Genomic DNA, 15,401 nt, shown 5'->3' with positions numbered 1-15,401 from the left:
GGATGGCACCCACAAAGCAAGTGATCCGCTTCAAGGCACTCAATAGTAGCCGGATTCAGTCTTTGAGATTGAACACCGCCTTGAGGTGTTCTTCGTAGCGCTGAACGTCGCCTTCGATGTTCGGGCGCTTCATCACGTCGACACAGAGGAAGGTCGGCAGGCCGCTCATGCCGAGGAACTGATTGGCCTTGTGGAACGGGAAATACACCGCGTCCACGCCCTTGGCTTCGAAGAAGTCGCTGGGGTCGTCGAAAGCCTGCTGCGGTGCGTTCCAGGTCAGCGAGAGCATGTACTGCTTGCCCTGGATCAAGCCGCCGCTGCCGTACTTCTGCGAAGCGTCGGAACGGGTCCGGCCGTCGCTGGCGTAGAGGCTGCCGTGGCCCTCGGTGAAGACTTCGTCGATGTACTTCTTGACGATCCACGGCGCGCCCATCCACCAGCCAGGCATCTGGTAGATGATCACGTCGGCCCAAAGAAACTTCGCCACTTCTTCCTGGACGTCGTAACCCGCATCGATGTGGGTGACCTTGACGTCCAGGCCGCCACGATCCAGCACCGCCAGGGCGGTATCCTGCAGGGTCGCGTTGTAGCGGCCATCGGAGTGGGCGAACTGTTTGGCGCCATTGAGCAGCAGTACTTTTTTCATGATCCAGCCTCATCGGGAACAACCCGTTGCGCATCGGTGGCGGCGGGCTGTGAAGATTGAAAACGATGGCGGCAGGTTAATCAGGCAAGGGCCGGAGAATAAGCCCGGGTTGTTCAAAATACATTTGACTCAAACGCACGAATCGATAGCGGATTGTTGCCTTAGAATTTTCACTCCCTTCCAACGCAGCGAGTGCTTTCAGCATGTCCACGCCCCAGGCCTTTATCCTTCACGCCAAGACCCGTCCCGAGCGCGCCGACGCTTTCGCAGCCTTCTTCCTCGGGCACGTTGCGGCCAGTCGCGCCGAAGCAGGCTGCATCGAATACCACATGCTGCGGGACCGGCAGGACCCGAGCCTGTTCATTTTCTATGAAGTCTGGGCCTCGCCGGAGGCGCTGGAGATCCACTCCAGCCTGCCGCACATGCAGCAGTTCCTCGACGCCCGCATGGACTATCTGCAGCAGGACTTCGAGATCCGCGCCATCGACATGCTCAGCCCGGCCGCAACTGGCCGCTGAGCAGAAGGTCTAGCCGCTGATCAACAGATGCCCGCCCAGCAGGCCCAGGCCGATAAAGAACGCCCGCTTGAACAGCAAGGCACTGATGCGCTGGCGCAGCCATTGCCCCAGCCACATGCCCAACAGCGCCGGGGCCAGGGTCAGCAATGAAGCCCCCAGCTCGGCGCTACCCAGGGCACCGCGCCAGAGCAATCCGCCGGCCAGGGCCAGGGTCGAGACGGTGAACGACAGGCCCAGGGCCTGCACCAGTTGATCCCTGTTCAAACCCAGGGCCTGCAGATAGGGCACTGCCGGAATCACGAACACCCCGGTGGCAGAGGTGATCACTCCGGTGACCAGCCCGCACAGCGGCGCCAGCCAGCGCTCCTGGGCCGCCGACACCCGCAGGGTCGGCAACAACAGACCGCTCAGGGCATACAGCAACAAGGCCGCACCCAATCCCCGCACCACCCAATGCCCGCCATCGATCCCCAGCCACAGGGAACCGGCCCCGGTGCCGACCAAGATCGCCAGCAGCATCGGCCACAGGCGCTTGAGCAAGGCCGGCAGATGCCCGCCAAAGGCCAGTTGCCAGAGATTGGTCAGGGTCGCCGGAATGATCAGCAAGGCTGCAGCCTGCGCCGGAGCCATAGCCAGCCCCAACAGCCCCATGGCAATGGTGGGCAGCCCGAGACCGATCACCCCCTTGACCATGCCGGCCAGCACAAAGGTACAGATCACCAACAGCGACAGGGTGATTCCGAGGTTCTGATAAAACGCGAGTGAGCTGTTCATGGGCCTATCCTGCGCCCTGCTCGCCACGCTGAAAATCTGCCATATACTGAGCCAGCCTCTTTCCAGGCAATAGGCACATACGAAAACCTATTGCCCGTACCTCCGTAGGAGCTGGCTTGCCAGCGAAGGCGTTTCCAAGGCCTGCGCAAAACTTCAGGGCCCCTTCGCCGGCAAGCCGGCTCCTACGAAAAACCTATTGCCGATACATCCGTAGGAGCTGGCTTGCCAGCAAAGGCGTTTCCAAGGCCTGTGCAAAACTCCAGGGCCCCTTCGCCGGCAAGCCGGCTCCTACGAAAAACCTATTGCCGATACATCCGTAGGAGCTGGCTTGCCAGCGAAGGCGTTTCCAAGGCCTGTGCAAAACTTCAGGGCCCCTTCGCCGGCAAGCCGGCTCCTACGAAAAAACTATTACCGATACATCCGTAGGAGCTGGCTTGCCAGCGAAGACGTTTCCAAGGCCTGTGCAAAACTCCAGGGCCCCTTCGCCGGCAAGCCGGCTCCTACGAAAAAACTATTGCCGATACATCCGTAGGAGCTGGCTTGCCAGCGAAGGCGTTTCCACGGCCTGTGCAAAACTCCAGGGCCCCTTCGCCGGCAAGCCGGCTCCTACGAAAAAACTATTGCCGATACATCCGTAGGAGCTGGCTTGCCAGCGAAGGCGTTTCCAAGGCCTGTGCAAAACTTCAGGGCCCCTTCGCCGGCAAGCCGGCTCCTACACCGACCCGGTTCCCCGAGGGAGGCTCCATGCACTTCGATCTGATCGACCTGCGGCTGTACCTGAACATTCTCGAGGCCGGCAATATCACCGCCGGCGCCACTCGCAGCCATCTGTCCCTGGCCGCCGCCAGCGCCAGAATCCGCGCCATGGAAGCCTCGCTGGGCATCGCGTTTCTCCAGCGCGGACGCCGGGGCGTCAGCCCGACCGCCGCCGGCCAGGCCCTGGCCCAGCACGCCCGGACCCTGCTGCTGTACGCCGACCACCTGCAACAGGACCTCGCCGAGTACGCCAAGGGGGTCAAGGGCCAGGTGCGCCTGCTGTGCAATACCACTGCCCTGAGCGAGTACCTGCCGGAGGTGCTGGCGGACTTCCTGCACAGCCAGCCCCATGTGGATATCGACCTGCAGGAACTGCCCAGCCAGCGCATTACCCACGCCCTGCGCCAGGGCGCGGCGGAGCTGGGCATCGTCTCCGACGCCGTGGACACCCAGGGGCTGATGACCCGCCCGTTTCGCGACGATCCCCTGGTGCTGGTGATGCCCCGGGAACATGCCCTGAGCAGCCAACCGAGCCCGAGTTTCAGCGACACCCTGGCCCATGACTACGTCGGCCTCGCCAGCCACAGCGCCCTGGCGGTGTACCTGGAAGAGCAGGCCCTGCACCTGGGCCGACGCATGCAGTTGCGGATTCGCGCCGAGGGTTTCGATGCCCTGCTGCGCATGGTGGCCCGTGGTGCCGGGCTGGCAGTGGTGCCCCTGGCCGCGCTGCAGCGCAACCCGCACCTGGCGCTGCAATCCCGGCCCTTGAGTGAGGCCTGGGCCCGGCGCCGGCTGCTGCTGCTGTGCGCCCGCGACTTCGAGGGCCTGCCGCTGTATGCCCAGAGCTTGTGCCTGGCACTGCAGGCACCTTGACTCTCCCCTTAGGGGCAGACCTTAGCCTTGGGGTTTGTTCCTCAAGGACCACGGCAATGAGCAAACGCATCCTGGTGATTCTCGGCCACCCTTCGCGCCACAGCCTGTGCGCGGCATTGAGCGAGCGCTACATGAAGGCGGCGCAGGACGCCGGTCATGAAGTGCGCCAGCTCAGGCTCGGCGACCTGCACTTCGATCCGGTGCTGCGTGAAGGCTATCGTCAGATCCAGCCCCTGGAAGAAGACCTGCAGCGGGCCCAGGCTGACATCCTCTGGGCCGAGCACCTGACCTGGGTCTTCCCCATCTGGTGGGGCGGCATTCCGGCGCTGATGAAGGGTTTTCTCGACCGTGTGCTGCTGCCGGGCTTCGCCTTCAAGTACCGCCCCGGCAAAGCCTTCCCGGAACAACTGCTCAAGGGCCGCACCGCCCACCTGCTGGTGACCATGGACACCCCGCCCTGGTACTTCCGCTGGTTCTACCGCATGCCCGGCCTGCAGCAGATGCGCCGCACCACCCTGGCCTTCTGTGGCATCAAGCCGTTGCGTACCCTGACCTTTGGTCCGGTGCTGGACGCCAGTGAAGAACGCAAGGCCGATTGGCTGATGCAGGCGCAGTACCTTGCCAGGCAGTGAATCCGCCGGATAATGCGCAACGCTGTCTGCCCGCCACCCGGTACCGAAAAGGAGTTTTCATGTACATCGGCCAAGCCGCGCAACTGTCCGGAACCACCATCAAGAGCATCCGCCATTACGAGGCTATCGGCCTCTTGCCCGAGGCGCCCCGCCAGGGTCGCTACCGGCTCTATGACGCCCAGAGCGTCGAGCAACTGATGTTCATCAAGTGCGCCCAGCAACTGGGTTTCAAGCTCAAGGAATTGCAGCAGGTGTTCGTCACCCACAAGGGGCAGGCCTTTCCCTGGGACCGGGCCCAGGCGGCCCTGGCGCAGAAGAAGCGCGAACTGCAACAGCAGATCGATGACTTGCAGCAGTTGCAGGGCCGGCTCGAAATCTTCGAGACCAGCCTGCAACAAGCCCGCGAGGAGTGCCCCCTGGGCAGCCTCTAGCAGGTCGTTGAGAAAGGAGCAGAAAAATGCATTCCGATAGAAAATTCAATTATCAGTGACGCCAATCAGGCTCAGCGGCTCGCACGAACAAGTCCGCTGGCACCGTCCAAACCTCCGGACTCGCTCCACCAGCTCCGCCCTTGGACGTTCGGATGCAACTTGGGGCACCAAACCAAACTGCGATGTGCTCCTCGGGGACATTTGGATCCCCCTCAATGCCGACCACGACCGCAAGAAGGCCGTCTAGCTCGACTAAGTCACCACGTTGCCAATTTGTCATGCGCAGCTCCTTTGAAGGCTTTCGATTTTCAAGTCAGCTCGTTCGGCGCAAGCGTGACACTCACCACAACTCAAGTCGCGGATGGCTGCCACCACCCAGCGATTCCGCCCAGGCGGATCACATTGTAAGCCGCAAAGCCCCAGGTGACCCAGCCTCGCACGGTGGCGAGACCTAACCACCCTCCTTGCGCCGGAAGCTCTTATGCGAGGCCCATGCCTCCAACAGCGTGCCATCGACCGAGAAGTGCTCGTCGCTGACCAGCTCACGCATCCGCGCTAACAGCACCGAATGCTCAAAGAACCGTTGCGCAATCTCGCCATCGAACAACCGATCCCGGTTGAACGAGAACGTGGAGTGGTCCCACACCGAGTCGTTCACGTTGAGCCCAACGCACCAACGGAACAGCAGGTTGTAGTCCATCTGTTCCATCAGCAGTCGCTCACTACGCACGCTATACACAACCTGCAACAGCGATGCCCGGAGAATCCGCTCCGGCGGAATCGACGGCCGCCCAGCGTCCGCATAGCGGGTGTCCAGCAGATCGTTCAGCTCGCGGAGAATCGTATCGACCAGGATGCGAAGCTTACGAATGGGGTGATCGGCCGGTACACGGGCCTCCACCGATACGTACGAGAACACGCCAAGCTGCTGGACATCCGGGAGGCGTGGCCTCAGACCTCGGACAATCCGGCGACCGTCCTCGGCTTACGAAAGCACAGGTAGTAGACCAGGGTCAGCAACAGCAGGAACGGCACCCCGAACACCAGGGTCATCCTGAACGCGTCGGTGAAAAAGGTGGTGATCATCACCGCGCCCATCAGCACCAGCCCCAGCAGGGTGCTGTAGGGAAACAGGCGCATGCGGAACGACAGCTGCTGCTCGCCGTGACGTTGGTGATAACGGCGGAAACAGTAGTGGGTGAGGAAGATCATGAACCAGGTGAAGATCGCGCCGAACATCGAGATCGCCATCATCAGGGTGAATGAACTTTCCGGGTACAGCACGTTGATCAGGGTCGCCAGGCCGATGCCGGAGCTGGACAGCAGCAAGGCATTCAGCGGAATCCCGCTCTTGCTCAAGGCCCCCATCGACTTGGGTGCGTAGCCGGCGCGGGACAGGCTGAACATCATCCGCGTGGTGATGTAGAGCTGGCTGTTCATCGCCGACAGGGCGGCAATCAGGATCACGAAGTTCATCACCCCGGTGGCCCCGGGAATGCCGATGGTCTGCATCACCGTGACAAACGGGCTCTGGGCCTTGCCCGCCTGCACCCAGGGCACGATGGCCAGCATCAACGCCAGGGTCAGCAGGTAGAACACCACTAGACGCACGATGGTCGCGCGAAAGGCCTGCTTCACCGCACGCTGCGGATCCTCGGCCTCACCGGCCGCCACTGCGATCATCTCGACGCTCAAGTAGCTGAAGATCGACACGATCACCGCGATCCACATGCCCTCGAAACCGTTGGGAAAGAAACCGCCGTGGGCGCTGTAGTTGTGCACCCCGTAGTCGGGGTTGCCAGAGCCGAATACCACATACACCGCAAGGATGATGAAGCCGACGATGGCAGCGATCTTGATGGTGGAGAACCAGTACTCGAAGTTGCCGAAGGTCTTCACGCTGATGGCGTTGAGCAGGATCAGCACACTGGAGAAGGAGATGATCCACACCCATTCCGGGACGTTGGCGAACCAGTACTTCATGTACATGGCAATGGCCGTGACCTCCGCGCCCACCGCCAGCACGATGGCCGCCCAGTAGGCATAGCGCACCAGGAAACCGGCCAGCGGGCTGACGTAGAACTCGGCATAAGCGCCGAAAGAGCCGGAAGTGGAATGGGCCACGGTCATTTCCGCCAGGCAGCCCATCAACAGCAGGGTGATCAGCGCGCCGATGGCATAGCTCAGCAGCACGCTGGGCCCGGCATAGCCGATGGCGTAGGCACTGCCCATGAACAGCCCGGTGCCGATGGCCCCGCCGATGGCGATCATACTCATCTGGCCGGCGGTCAACTGCCGCCTGAGGCCATGCTCGCGATTGGAAATCGCTTCAAAACCCTTGTTGGTGGTGGTCACGTTCAGTGCCTCTTTATTGTTATGTGCACGCGTTGATCAATGTTTCGGCGCCTCCCTGCGCCGCTATCTGACTCATGTGGGTATTGGCTTGCTGTCGCCACTGCCTGTGGCCGCGGCGACAAACACCGCATCAGGTCACGCTGTGACGCACCTGGAACTGCGCCTGGGCCCAGGTTTTCTGATCAAGGATTTCACCGAGGATCTGCACCGCATCCCAGACTTCGCTGAAGCGGGTATACAGCGGGGTGAAACCGAAACGCATGATCCGTGGCTCACGGTAATCGCCAATCACGCCCCGGGCGATCAGGGCCTGGATCACCGCGTAGCCCTCAGGGTGCTCGAAGCTCACGTGACTGCCACGCTTGGCGTGATCCCGCGGGGTCACCAGCTTCAGGTCATGGCCGGCGCAGCGCTGTTCCACCAATTGGATAAACAGATCGGTCAGGGCCAGGGACTTGCGGCGCAGGCTCTGCATGTCGGTCTGTTCGAAAATTTCCAGGCCACATTCGACCATGGCCAGGGAGGTGATCGGCTGGGTGCCGCACAGGTAACGGGCAATGCCGCTGCTGGGCTCATAGTGAGTGGCCATATCGAACTGCCGGGCATGGCCAAACCAGCCGGACAACGGCTGGGTCACCAGGTCGCAGAGCGTCGGGGCCACCCAGGCGAACGCCTGGGAACCGGGGCCGCCATTGAGGTATTTGTAGGTGCAGCCGATCGCGTAGTCGGCGCCGGACTGGGTCAGCGCCACCGGCACGGCGCCGGCGGAGTGAGCCAGGTCCCAGATGCTCAGGGCACCGGCTTCGTGGATCAGCCCAGTGACCGCCTGCATGTCGTGCATGTAGCCGGTCTTGTAGTTGACGTGGGTCAGCAGGACCACCGCGGTGTCCTGGTCGATGGCCGCCGGAATCTGCTCCGGGCTGTCGACCAGGCGCAGGGAATAGCCGCGTTGCAACAACTGCGTCAGGCCTTCGACGATGTACAAGTCAGTCGGAAAATTGCTGCTTTCAGAGACGATCACCCGGCGCTGCGGGGCGCGCTCGGCCTGTACCTGCAACGCCGCGCTGAGTACCTTGAACAGGTTGATCGAGGTGGTGTCGGTGATCACCACTTCGCCGGCACCGGCACCGATCAGCGGCGCCAGGCGATCCCCCAGGCGCAGGGGCAGGTCACGCCAGCCGGCGCTGTTCCAGCTGCGGATCAGGCCATCGCCCCACTCCTGCTCGATCACCTGCCGGGCCCGCTCAAGGGAAGCCAGGGGACGGGCTCCGAGGGAGTTGCCGTCGAGGTAGATCACCCCCTCGGGCAAGGCAAACTGTTGGCGCAGTGGCGCCAGAGGGTCCTGTTCATCGAGCGTCAGGCAGTGGTTTTTATTGATCATTGGAGGTCCTGTCTTGGTCAATGTCATGCCCGCCGTCCAGGGGGCGGGCACGGGGTCTGGGCAACCCGCATACTGAGGAAATAATGGACGAAGCAGCAGAGAATTTTCGTGCAAAGTGCAGCGTGTTCCCGTACTAATCTCGAATAAAATTCTAATCCTCCAATAAAAAACGCGGATTTATGCCAGCCATGACCCTCGACTCCACCGACCTGCGCATCCTGCACTTCCTGCAACAGGATGGACGTATCAGTAATCAGGAGCTGGCAGAGAAAGTCGCCCTCTCGCCCTCCGCCTGCCTGCGCCGCCTGCGCATGCTCGAAGCCGACGGGGTGATCAGCGGCTACCGCGTCCAGCTCAACGCCGAGCGCCTGGGTGTCGAGCTGGAGGCCATCGTCCATGTGTCTCTGCGCCAGGACGTGGAAGGGTGGCACGAGACCTTTATCAGCAAGGTCCAGCAATGGCCGGAAGTGGTCGCGGGGTATGTGATCACCGGCGCCAGCAACTACGTGTTGCGCATCCAGGCACGCAACCTCAAGCACTTCTCGGATTTCATCGTCAATCACCTGAACCGCGCGTCCGGGGTCACCGACATCCGCTCGGAAATCGTCCTGCAGAAGATCAAGGAACAGGACGGCCTGCTGGACCTGGTACTGCGCAAGTAACCCCAGCCCCAGCGTCCTAGAAACCCGCCGGACGCCGCAGCGGATGACGCTGCGCGGTGGCGCTCGGCGCTTCGTCGAAGAGCTTGCGGTATTCCGCGGAAAACCTTCCCAGGTGGGTAAAGCCCCAGCCCAGGGCAATCTCGGAGATATTGCGTGCCGCGCCGTACTCGAGAATTTCCTGGCGCACGCCATTGAGCCGATGGCGCTTGAGATAAGCCATCGGCGACAGGGCGAAGTATTTGCGAAAGGCCTCGAACAACTTGAAGCGCGACACCCCGGCCGCCGCCTCCAGGTCCTCCATGTGCACCGCCTCACGGGCATGCTCGTGCAGGTACTGGCGAGCCCGCACCAGATAATGCGGCAGCTTGACCCCGAGCGTCGCCCGCAGCTCTTCGGAGTAGTTGTTGGGCTGGGCCAGGATCAGCCCCTTGATCAATGAGTTCTCGATTTCCCGGGTAAAGGCCAACTGCTCGTAGAGCTCGTTGCCCTGGGCCAGCTCGCCCATGAAGTGCTGCGCCATGCGCCACCAGGAAGCAGCCGCACCGTGCAGTGCATCCATGCTCGGTTCGAAGCACAGCGGCTGCTGCACCGAACGTTGCAACAAGGCCTCCAGGGCCTCGCTCATGGCCGGCCGGGAAATCACCACCTGCAGCTTGCGGCAATCGCCGGAGATGGCCAGTACCTGGCTTTCATTGGGAGCAATGATCACACCCTGGTCGCGGTCCGAACGCAGCAAGCGCCCGCCCTTGTTCAACTCCTGCTCACCGCACAGGGGCAAGCTCAGGCTGTAGCTGCTGAAGCGTTCGGTGTCCTCGATATCCACCACCACGTCGGTGCCGTACTCGATGATGCCCAGGGTCGTGGAGCGTGACCTGAGCACATTGGCACTGTGATGAAAACGGATTCGTTCGGGGTTCGCGGTTTCCAGGCGGTGAGGCCCGCAGATCCCCGCCATCCAGTTCCTGGCCCCTTCGAGGTCATAGCGATCGATACGAATCTCGCGAAACTGCCCATCAGCCTTGCTATTCATCACGGCGCACCCACGGCAATATTTTCAGCGCGCTCTGACGGCGCGTCTTGTAGGACAGGGCAAGTTTTGCGCCAGCGGGCAACGCTGCCAACCCAGTGGATAGCAATCGCCGACTAAGTGGATAACCAGGCCCCATCGTCCTCATTGGCTGTGCTCACACTAGCCCATTGGCGCCCCATCATGCAGCCACTGATCAGTACCCGGCCGATTCTGGGTAGATGCTACCCATCGCCGCGCGCCTGTTGCCGCGGCGGCCGGCGGCATCGGCAAAGGCAGGAGCAGCGCGCCAGGCGCCGTGCCGGCAACTTTATGGATGAGCTTGGTCGACTAAGCGGATAGCCACCCCACGGCTTCACTCTCTCTAATGCAGGTACCCGATTGGCCTGAATAAAAAAAAAGGTACCGACTCATGAGTGGTGCAAGAAACCTCGAGCAGTGGAAAAGCTTCATCGACAGCTGCCTGGATTTCCGTCCCGTAGACGGAGTGTTCCGTATCGCCCGGGAGATGTTCACCGAACCCGAGCTGTTCGACCTGGAGATGGAACTGATCTTCGAGAAGAACTGGATCTACGCCTGTCACGAAAGCGAATTGCCCAACAACCACGACTTCATCACGATGCGTGCCGGGCGCCAACCGATGATCATTACCCGCGATGGCGAGGGCCGGCTCAATGCCCTGATCAACGCCTGCCAGCACCGTGGCACCACCCTGACCCGGGTTGGCAAGGGCAACCAGTCGACCTTCACCTGCCCCTTCCATGCCTGGTGCTACAAGAGCGACGGGCGCCTGGTAAAGGTCAAGGCGCCAGGGGAATACGCCGAGGACTTCGACAAGGCCACCCGCGGCCTGAAGAAGGCGCGCATCGAGAGCTACAAGGGCTTTGTCTTCATCAGCCTGGATGTGGCCGCCGACAACTCCCTGGAAGACTTCCTCGGCGACGCCAAGGTGTTCTTCGACATGATGAACGCCCAATCGCCCACGGGTGAACTGGAAGTGCTGCCGGGCAAGTCTGCCTACACCTACGACGGCAACTGGAAACTGCAGAACGAGAACGGTCTGGACGGTTATCACGTCAGTACCGTGCACTACAACTATGTGGCCACGGTGCAGCACCGCCAGCAGGTGAACAGTGACAACGGCACCGCCAGCGGCGCCACCCTCGACTACAGCAAGCTCGGCGCCGGCGATGCCAACACCGACGATGGCTGGTTCGCCTTCAACAACGGCCACAGCGTACTGTTCAGCGAAATGCCCAACCCGGCGGTGCGCTCCGGCTACGCCACGATCATGCCGCGCCTGGTGCAGGAGTACGGCGAGGCCAGGGCCGAGTGGATGATGCACCGCCTGCGCAACCTGAACATCTATCCCAGCCTGTTCTTCCTCGACCAGATCAGCTCGCAGTTGCGGATCATCCGCCCCATCGCCTGGAACAAGACCGAGATCATCAGCCAGTGCATCGGGGTCAAGGGCGAGAGCGACGCCGACCGGGAAAACCGCATCCGCCAGTTCGAGGATTTCTTCAACGTCTCGGGCATGGGCACCCCGGACGACCTGGTGGAGTTCCGCGAAGCCCAGCGTGGTTTCCAGGGCCGCCTGGAACGCTGGAGCGATATCTCCCGTGGCCACCATCGCTGGGTCACCGGGCCCACCGCCAACAGTGAAAACCTGGGGATCCAGCCAGCCATGACCGGCACCGAAATCACCCATGAAGGGCTGTACGTCAACCAGCACCAGAACTGGCAGAAATTCATCCTCGATGGCTTGCAGCGCCAGCCCCTGAAACTGCGTGAGGTGTAAGCATGAATGCGCAATTGCAGTACCAGATCGAGCAATTCTTCTACCGCAAGTCCGAACTCTGCGACGCGCAGGACTGGGACGCCTACCTGGCGCTGTTCGCCGTGGACAGCGAGTTCCACTTGCCGCAATGGGACTCGGAACACGTCTACACCCAGGACCCCAAGCGCGAAATGTCGCTGATCTACTACGCCAACCGCTCCGGGCTGGAAGACCGGGTGTTCCGCCTGCGCACCGGCAAGGCGGCCTCGACCATCCCGATGCCGCGCACCCTGCACCTGGTGAACAACCTGCGCATCAGCCAAGGCGACAACGGCCATCTGCAGGTGCGCCTGAACTGGCACACGCTGTTCTACCGCCTGGCCACTTCCGAAGACTTCTACGGCCATGCCACGTATGACCTCAAGCCCGACGGCGACAGCTGGCTGATCCAGCGCAAGCACGTGTTGCTGCTCAACGACACGATCAATTCGGTGCTCGATTTCTACCACCTCTGAACCACGGAAATACTGTCATGACGCACAAGGTCGCGTTCAGCTTCGCCGACGGCAAGACCCTGTTCTTCCCGGTGCAGGCCAATGAAATATTGCTCGACGCTGCCCTGCGCAACGGCATCAAGATCCCCCTGGACTGCCGCGAAGGGGTGTGCGGCACCTGCCAGGGCCGTTGCGAGTCGGGCCAGTACAGCCAGGATTATGTGGACGAGGAAGCCTTGTCCGCCCAGGACCTGGAGCAACGCAAGATGCTCAGCTGCCAGACCAGGGTGCAGTCCGATGCGGCGTTCTACTTCGACTTCGATTCCAGCCTGTGCCACGCCGCCGAGCCGGTGCGGCTCAATGCTTCGGTGATCGATGTGCGGCAGATCTCGGACAGCACCGCAATCCTCCACCTGGACCTGGGCGGCAGCGAAACGCCGCTGGACTTTCTCCCTGGCCAGTACGCGCGCCTGAGCATCCCCGGCACCGGCAGCAGCCGCGCCTACTCCTTCGCCAACCGGCCGGGGGCGGACAACCAGTTGCAGTTCCTGATCCGCCTGCTGCCCGATGGGGTGATGAGCAACTACATCCGCGAACGCTGCCTGGTGGGCGACAGCATCCAGCTGGAAGCACCGCTGGGGGCCTTCTACCTGCGCCAGATCAGCCGTCCGCTGATCCTGGTGGCCGGCGGTACCGGGCTGTCCGCACTGCTGGCGATGCTCGAACAGATCGTCGAACAGGGTTGCCAGCAGCCGGTGCATCTTTACTACGGCGTGCGCCACAGTGCCGACCTGTGCGAGCTGGCGCGCATCCAGGCCTATGGCGAACGCCTGCCAAGGTTTCGCTTCACTCCGGTGATCAGCGATGCCGACCCGGACTGGCAGGGCAAGCGCGGCTACATCAGCGAGCACTTCGACAGCAGCGAGCTGCGCGACAACGACGCGGACATGTACGTCTGCGGGCCGCCGCCGATGGTCGACTCAATCCGGATCTGGCTGCAAGAACAGCAACTTAACCGCGTTCAGCTGTATTACGAGCGGTTTACCGAGAGTAATATCTGATCCCGTCAGCATTCAGCCGCGATCGCTCCCGTTCAGCCAGGGATCGGTCCTGATAACAACTAGAAGAGAGCGCATATTAGTGGATCAAACCTTGAAGCAAGGTGAACTCAAGCGTGGCTTGAAGAATCGCCATATTCAGTTGATCGCCCTGGGCGGGGCAATCGGCACCGGACTCTTCCTCGGCTCTGCCGGGGTACTCAAGTCCGCTGGCCCCTCGATGATCCTGGGTTACGCGATCGCCGGATTCATTGCCTTCCTGATCATGCGCCAGCTGGGTGAAATGATCGTCGAAGAGCCCGTGGCCGGTTCCTTCAGCCACTTTGCCCACAAGTACTGGGGCGGCTATTTCGGTTTCCTGGCGGGCTGGAACTACTGGGTGCTGTATGTCCTGGTGGGCATGGCCGAACTCACCGCGGTGGGCAAGTACGTGCAGTTCTGGTGGCCGGAGATCCCCACCTGGGTCAGCGCTGCGGTGTTCTTCGTCCTGGTCAACCTGATCAACATGATGAACGTGAAGTTCTTCGGTGAGGCCGAGTTCTGGTTCGCCATCATCAAGGTGGTGGCCATCGTCGGCATGATCATTCTTGGCTGCTACATGCTGTTCAGCGGCAGCGGTGGTCCCCAGGCGTCGGTCAGCAACCTGTGGTCCCACGGCGGCTTCTTCCCCAACGGCGGCACCGGCCTGCTGATGGCCATGGCCTTCATTATGTTCTCCTTCGGTGGCCTGGAACTGGTAGGCATCACTGCCGCCGAAGCCAGCGAGCCGCGCAAGGTGATCCCCAAGGCGATCAACCAGGTGGTCTACCGGGTACTGATCTTCTACGTCGGCGCCCTCGCGGTGTTGCTGTCGCTGTATCCGTGGGACGAACTGCTGGTGAGCCTCAACGCCGGTGGCGACGCCTACAGCAGTAGCCCGTTCGTGAAAATCTTCGCCCTGATCGGCAGCGATACGGCGGCGCAGATCCTCAACTTCGTGGTGCTGACCGCCGCACTCTCGGTGTACAACAGTGGCGTGTACTGCAACAGCCGCATGCTCTACGGCCTGGCCGAACAGGGTGACGCACCGAAGGCACTGATGAAGCTCAACAAGCAGGGCGTGCCGGTGCTGGCCCTGGGTATTTCAGCGCTGATCACCCTGCTCTGCGTGCTGGTCAACTACCTGGCGCCCCACGAAGCCCTGGAGTTGCTGTTCGCCCTGGTGGTGGCGGCACTGATGATCAACTGGGCGCTGATCAGCCTGACCCACCTGCGCTTTCGCAAGGCCATGGCCGAACAGGGCGTGGTGCCTGGGTTCAAGGCCTTCTGGTCGCCGTTCAGCAACTATCTGTGCCTGGCCTTCATGGTGATGATCATTGGCGTGATGCTGATGATTCCGGGGATCCGCGCTTCGGTGTACGCGATTCCAGTGTGGGTCCTGGTGATCTGGGGCCTGTACCTCCTGAGCCGGGCGCGCAAGGCCGCACAACCGGCCCTGCGCTGAGCCTCGCCGCGGGCCTGCACGCCCGCGGTGACACGGCTGTAAACCTGAAAGCCCGGCCCTGGAGAAAGGCCGGGCTTTTTTGTCGCCTCGCGCAAAGTGCGCCTGCCAGTTGTCATGGCTGCGGCCTGAAATCACAGTCCACTACTGACCCAGAATCGAGCCCATCCTGGCTGCCTGGGCCAAGGAATGTATTGAGTGGCTGATGAACAGACCTGCGACAGGCCTTCGACTGGCCGAGTTTTGCCCACCCACCGTGGCCGCGCTGATTTCAGTGCTGGTGAACTACGGCGGGACCTTCGTCTTGCAGCTTCATCCCCAGGCCCTGGGCGCCATCGAGAATCAAGCCAGGCAAGGCGCGCTGAATCCGTTGATACAGGTCCAGCGCCTGAAACTCGGGATCGTTGAGCCGCATGTTCAGGGTCTCAAGCTCGAAGGTCTGGGCCATGTGGTCTGTCTGGAGAAATGCACGTCGTCTTTCGAGGACGGCCACTTTGTCTGCAGAACGACGCTGTCGTCAGCCATTGCAGACAA

The 15,401-nt window shown here is 61.9% G+C and carries 14 protein-coding genes and 2 pseudogenes; 9 read left to right on the top strand and 7 right to left on the bottom strand.

Annotated features, from left to right (window positions below):
- Positions 1-55 precede the first annotated feature (55 nt).
- Complete coding sequence (locus GV818_RS25600) at positions 56-646, bottom strand: NAD(P)H-dependent oxidoreductase (RefSeq protein WP_161755841.1); 591 nt, start codon at positions 644-646, stop codon at positions 56-58.
- Between the two features lie 203 nt (positions 647-849).
- Here GV818_RS25600 and GV818_RS25595 point away from each other — a divergent pair, with 203 nt between their 5' ends.
- Positions 850-1,164 (top strand): putative quinol monooxygenase, encoded by a 315-nt coding sequence (locus GV818_RS25595; RefSeq protein ID WP_161755842.1) that lies wholly within the window; start codon positions 850-852, stop codon positions 1,162-1,164.
- Positions 1,165-1,173: 9 nt separating this feature from the next.
- Here the strand turns inward: GV818_RS25595 and GV818_RS25590 are convergent, their stop codons facing one another.
- Entirely contained in the window at positions 1,174-1,938 is a 765-nt protein-coding gene (locus tag GV818_RS25590) for a sulfite exporter TauE/SafE family protein (RefSeq protein ID WP_161777853.1), read from the bottom strand.
- Between the two features lie 744 nt (positions 1,939-2,682).
- Between GV818_RS25590 and GV818_RS25585 the strand changes: the two genes are divergently transcribed.
- From GV818_RS25585 to GV818_RS25575, 3 genes are read left to right on the top strand one after another with little or no spacing between them, the layout of a single operon-like run.
- A complete protein-coding gene (locus GV818_RS25585; RefSeq protein WP_161777852.1) occupies positions 2,683-3,567 on the top strand; it encodes a LysR substrate-binding domain-containing protein in 885 nt (294 codons plus the stop codon).
- Positions 3,568-3,623: 56 nt separating this feature from the next.
- A complete protein-coding gene (locus tag GV818_RS25580; RefSeq protein ID WP_161777851.1) occupies positions 3,624-4,199 on the top strand; it encodes an NAD(P)H-dependent oxidoreductase in 576 nt (191 codons plus the stop codon).
- A 59-nt stretch (positions 4,200-4,258) separates the two neighbouring features.
- On the top strand, positions 4,259-4,630 hold the full coding sequence (locus tag GV818_RS25575; RefSeq protein WP_161755846.1) for a MerR family transcriptional regulator: 372 nt from the start codon (positions 4,259-4,261) through the stop codon (positions 4,628-4,630).
- Between the two features lie 457 nt (positions 4,631-5,087).
- Here GV818_RS25575 and GV818_RS25570 read toward each other — a convergent pair.
- From GV818_RS25570 to kynU, 3 genes and pseudogenes are all read right to left on the bottom strand, one after another.
- A pseudogene (locus GV818_RS25570) lies at positions 5,088-5,585 on the bottom strand (transposase); the annotation flags it as partial.
- Positions 5,572-6,985: pseudogene (locus GV818_RS25565) on the bottom strand (amino acid permease); the annotation flags it as partial. The pseudogenes GV818_RS25570 and GV818_RS25565, both read right to left, overlap by 14 nt.
- 130 nt (positions 6,986-7,115) lie before the next feature.
- Entirely contained in the window at positions 7,116-8,366 is a 1,251-nt protein-coding gene (kynU, locus tag GV818_RS25560; protein ID WP_161777850.1) for a kynureninase, read from the bottom strand.
- Positions 8,367-8,554: 188 nt separating this feature from the next.
- Here kynU and GV818_RS25555 point away from each other — a divergent pair, with 188 nt between their 5' ends.
- Positions 8,555-9,028, top strand: a complete 474-nt coding sequence (locus GV818_RS25555) for an Lrp/AsnC family transcriptional regulator (RefSeq protein WP_161755849.1) — start codon at positions 8,555-8,557, stop codon at positions 9,026-9,028.
- Positions 9,029-9,044: 16 nt separating this feature from the next.
- Here GV818_RS25555 and GV818_RS25550 read toward each other — a convergent pair whose 3' ends face one another.
- Positions 9,045-10,058 carry an AraC family transcriptional regulator gene (locus GV818_RS25550; RefSeq protein WP_161755850.1) on the bottom strand — a complete coding sequence of 338 codons (1,014 nt, stop codon included), beginning with the start codon at positions 10,056-10,058 and terminating at the stop codon, positions 9,045-9,047.
- A 409-nt stretch (positions 10,059-10,467) separates the two neighbouring features.
- Here GV818_RS25550 and antA point away from each other — a divergent pair, with 409 nt between their 5' ends.
- The 4 genes from antA (at position 10,468) to GV818_RS25530 (ending at position 14,870) form a co-directional block, all read left to right on the top strand.
- Complete coding sequence (antA, locus tag GV818_RS25545; protein ID WP_161777849.1) at positions 10,468-11,856, top strand: anthranilate 1,2-dioxygenase large subunit; 1,389 nt, start codon at positions 10,468-10,470, stop codon at positions 11,854-11,856.
- A gap of 2 nt (positions 11,857-11,858) precedes the next feature.
- On the top strand, positions 11,859-12,350 hold the full coding sequence (gene antB, locus GV818_RS25540; RefSeq protein ID WP_161777848.1) for an anthranilate 1,2-dioxygenase small subunit: 492 nt from the start codon (positions 11,859-11,861) through the stop codon (positions 12,348-12,350).
- Positions 12,351-12,367: 17 nt separating this feature from the next.
- Positions 12,368-13,390: an anthranilate 1,2-dioxygenase electron transfer component AntC gene (gene antC / locus GV818_RS25535; RefSeq protein ID WP_161755853.1), complete on the top strand. Its 1,023-nt coding sequence runs from the start codon at positions 12,368-12,370 to the stop codon at positions 13,388-13,390.
- Between the two features lie 79 nt (positions 13,391-13,469).
- A complete protein-coding gene (locus GV818_RS25530) occupies positions 13,470-14,870 on the top strand; it encodes an amino acid permease (RefSeq protein ID WP_161777847.1) in 1,401 nt (466 codons plus the stop codon).
- Between the two features lie 268 nt (positions 14,871-15,138).
- Here the strand turns inward: GV818_RS25530 and GV818_RS25525 are convergent, their stop codons facing one another.
- Positions 15,139-15,315 carry a hypothetical protein gene (locus tag GV818_RS25525; RefSeq protein WP_161777846.1) on the bottom strand — a complete coding sequence of 59 codons (177 nt, stop codon included), beginning with the start codon at positions 15,313-15,315 and terminating at the stop codon, positions 15,139-15,141.
- Between the last annotated feature and the right edge of the window lie 86 nt (positions 15,316-15,401).

The sequence above is a fragment of the Pseudomonas sp. Fl4BN1 genome (assembly GCF_009908285.1).
Taxonomy (GTDB): domain Bacteria; phylum Pseudomonadota; class Gammaproteobacteria; order Pseudomonadales; family Pseudomonadaceae; genus Aquipseudomonas.
The sequence above is the reverse complement of the archived record's forward strand: the minus strand, read 5'-3'. Positions and strand labels throughout refer to the sequence as shown.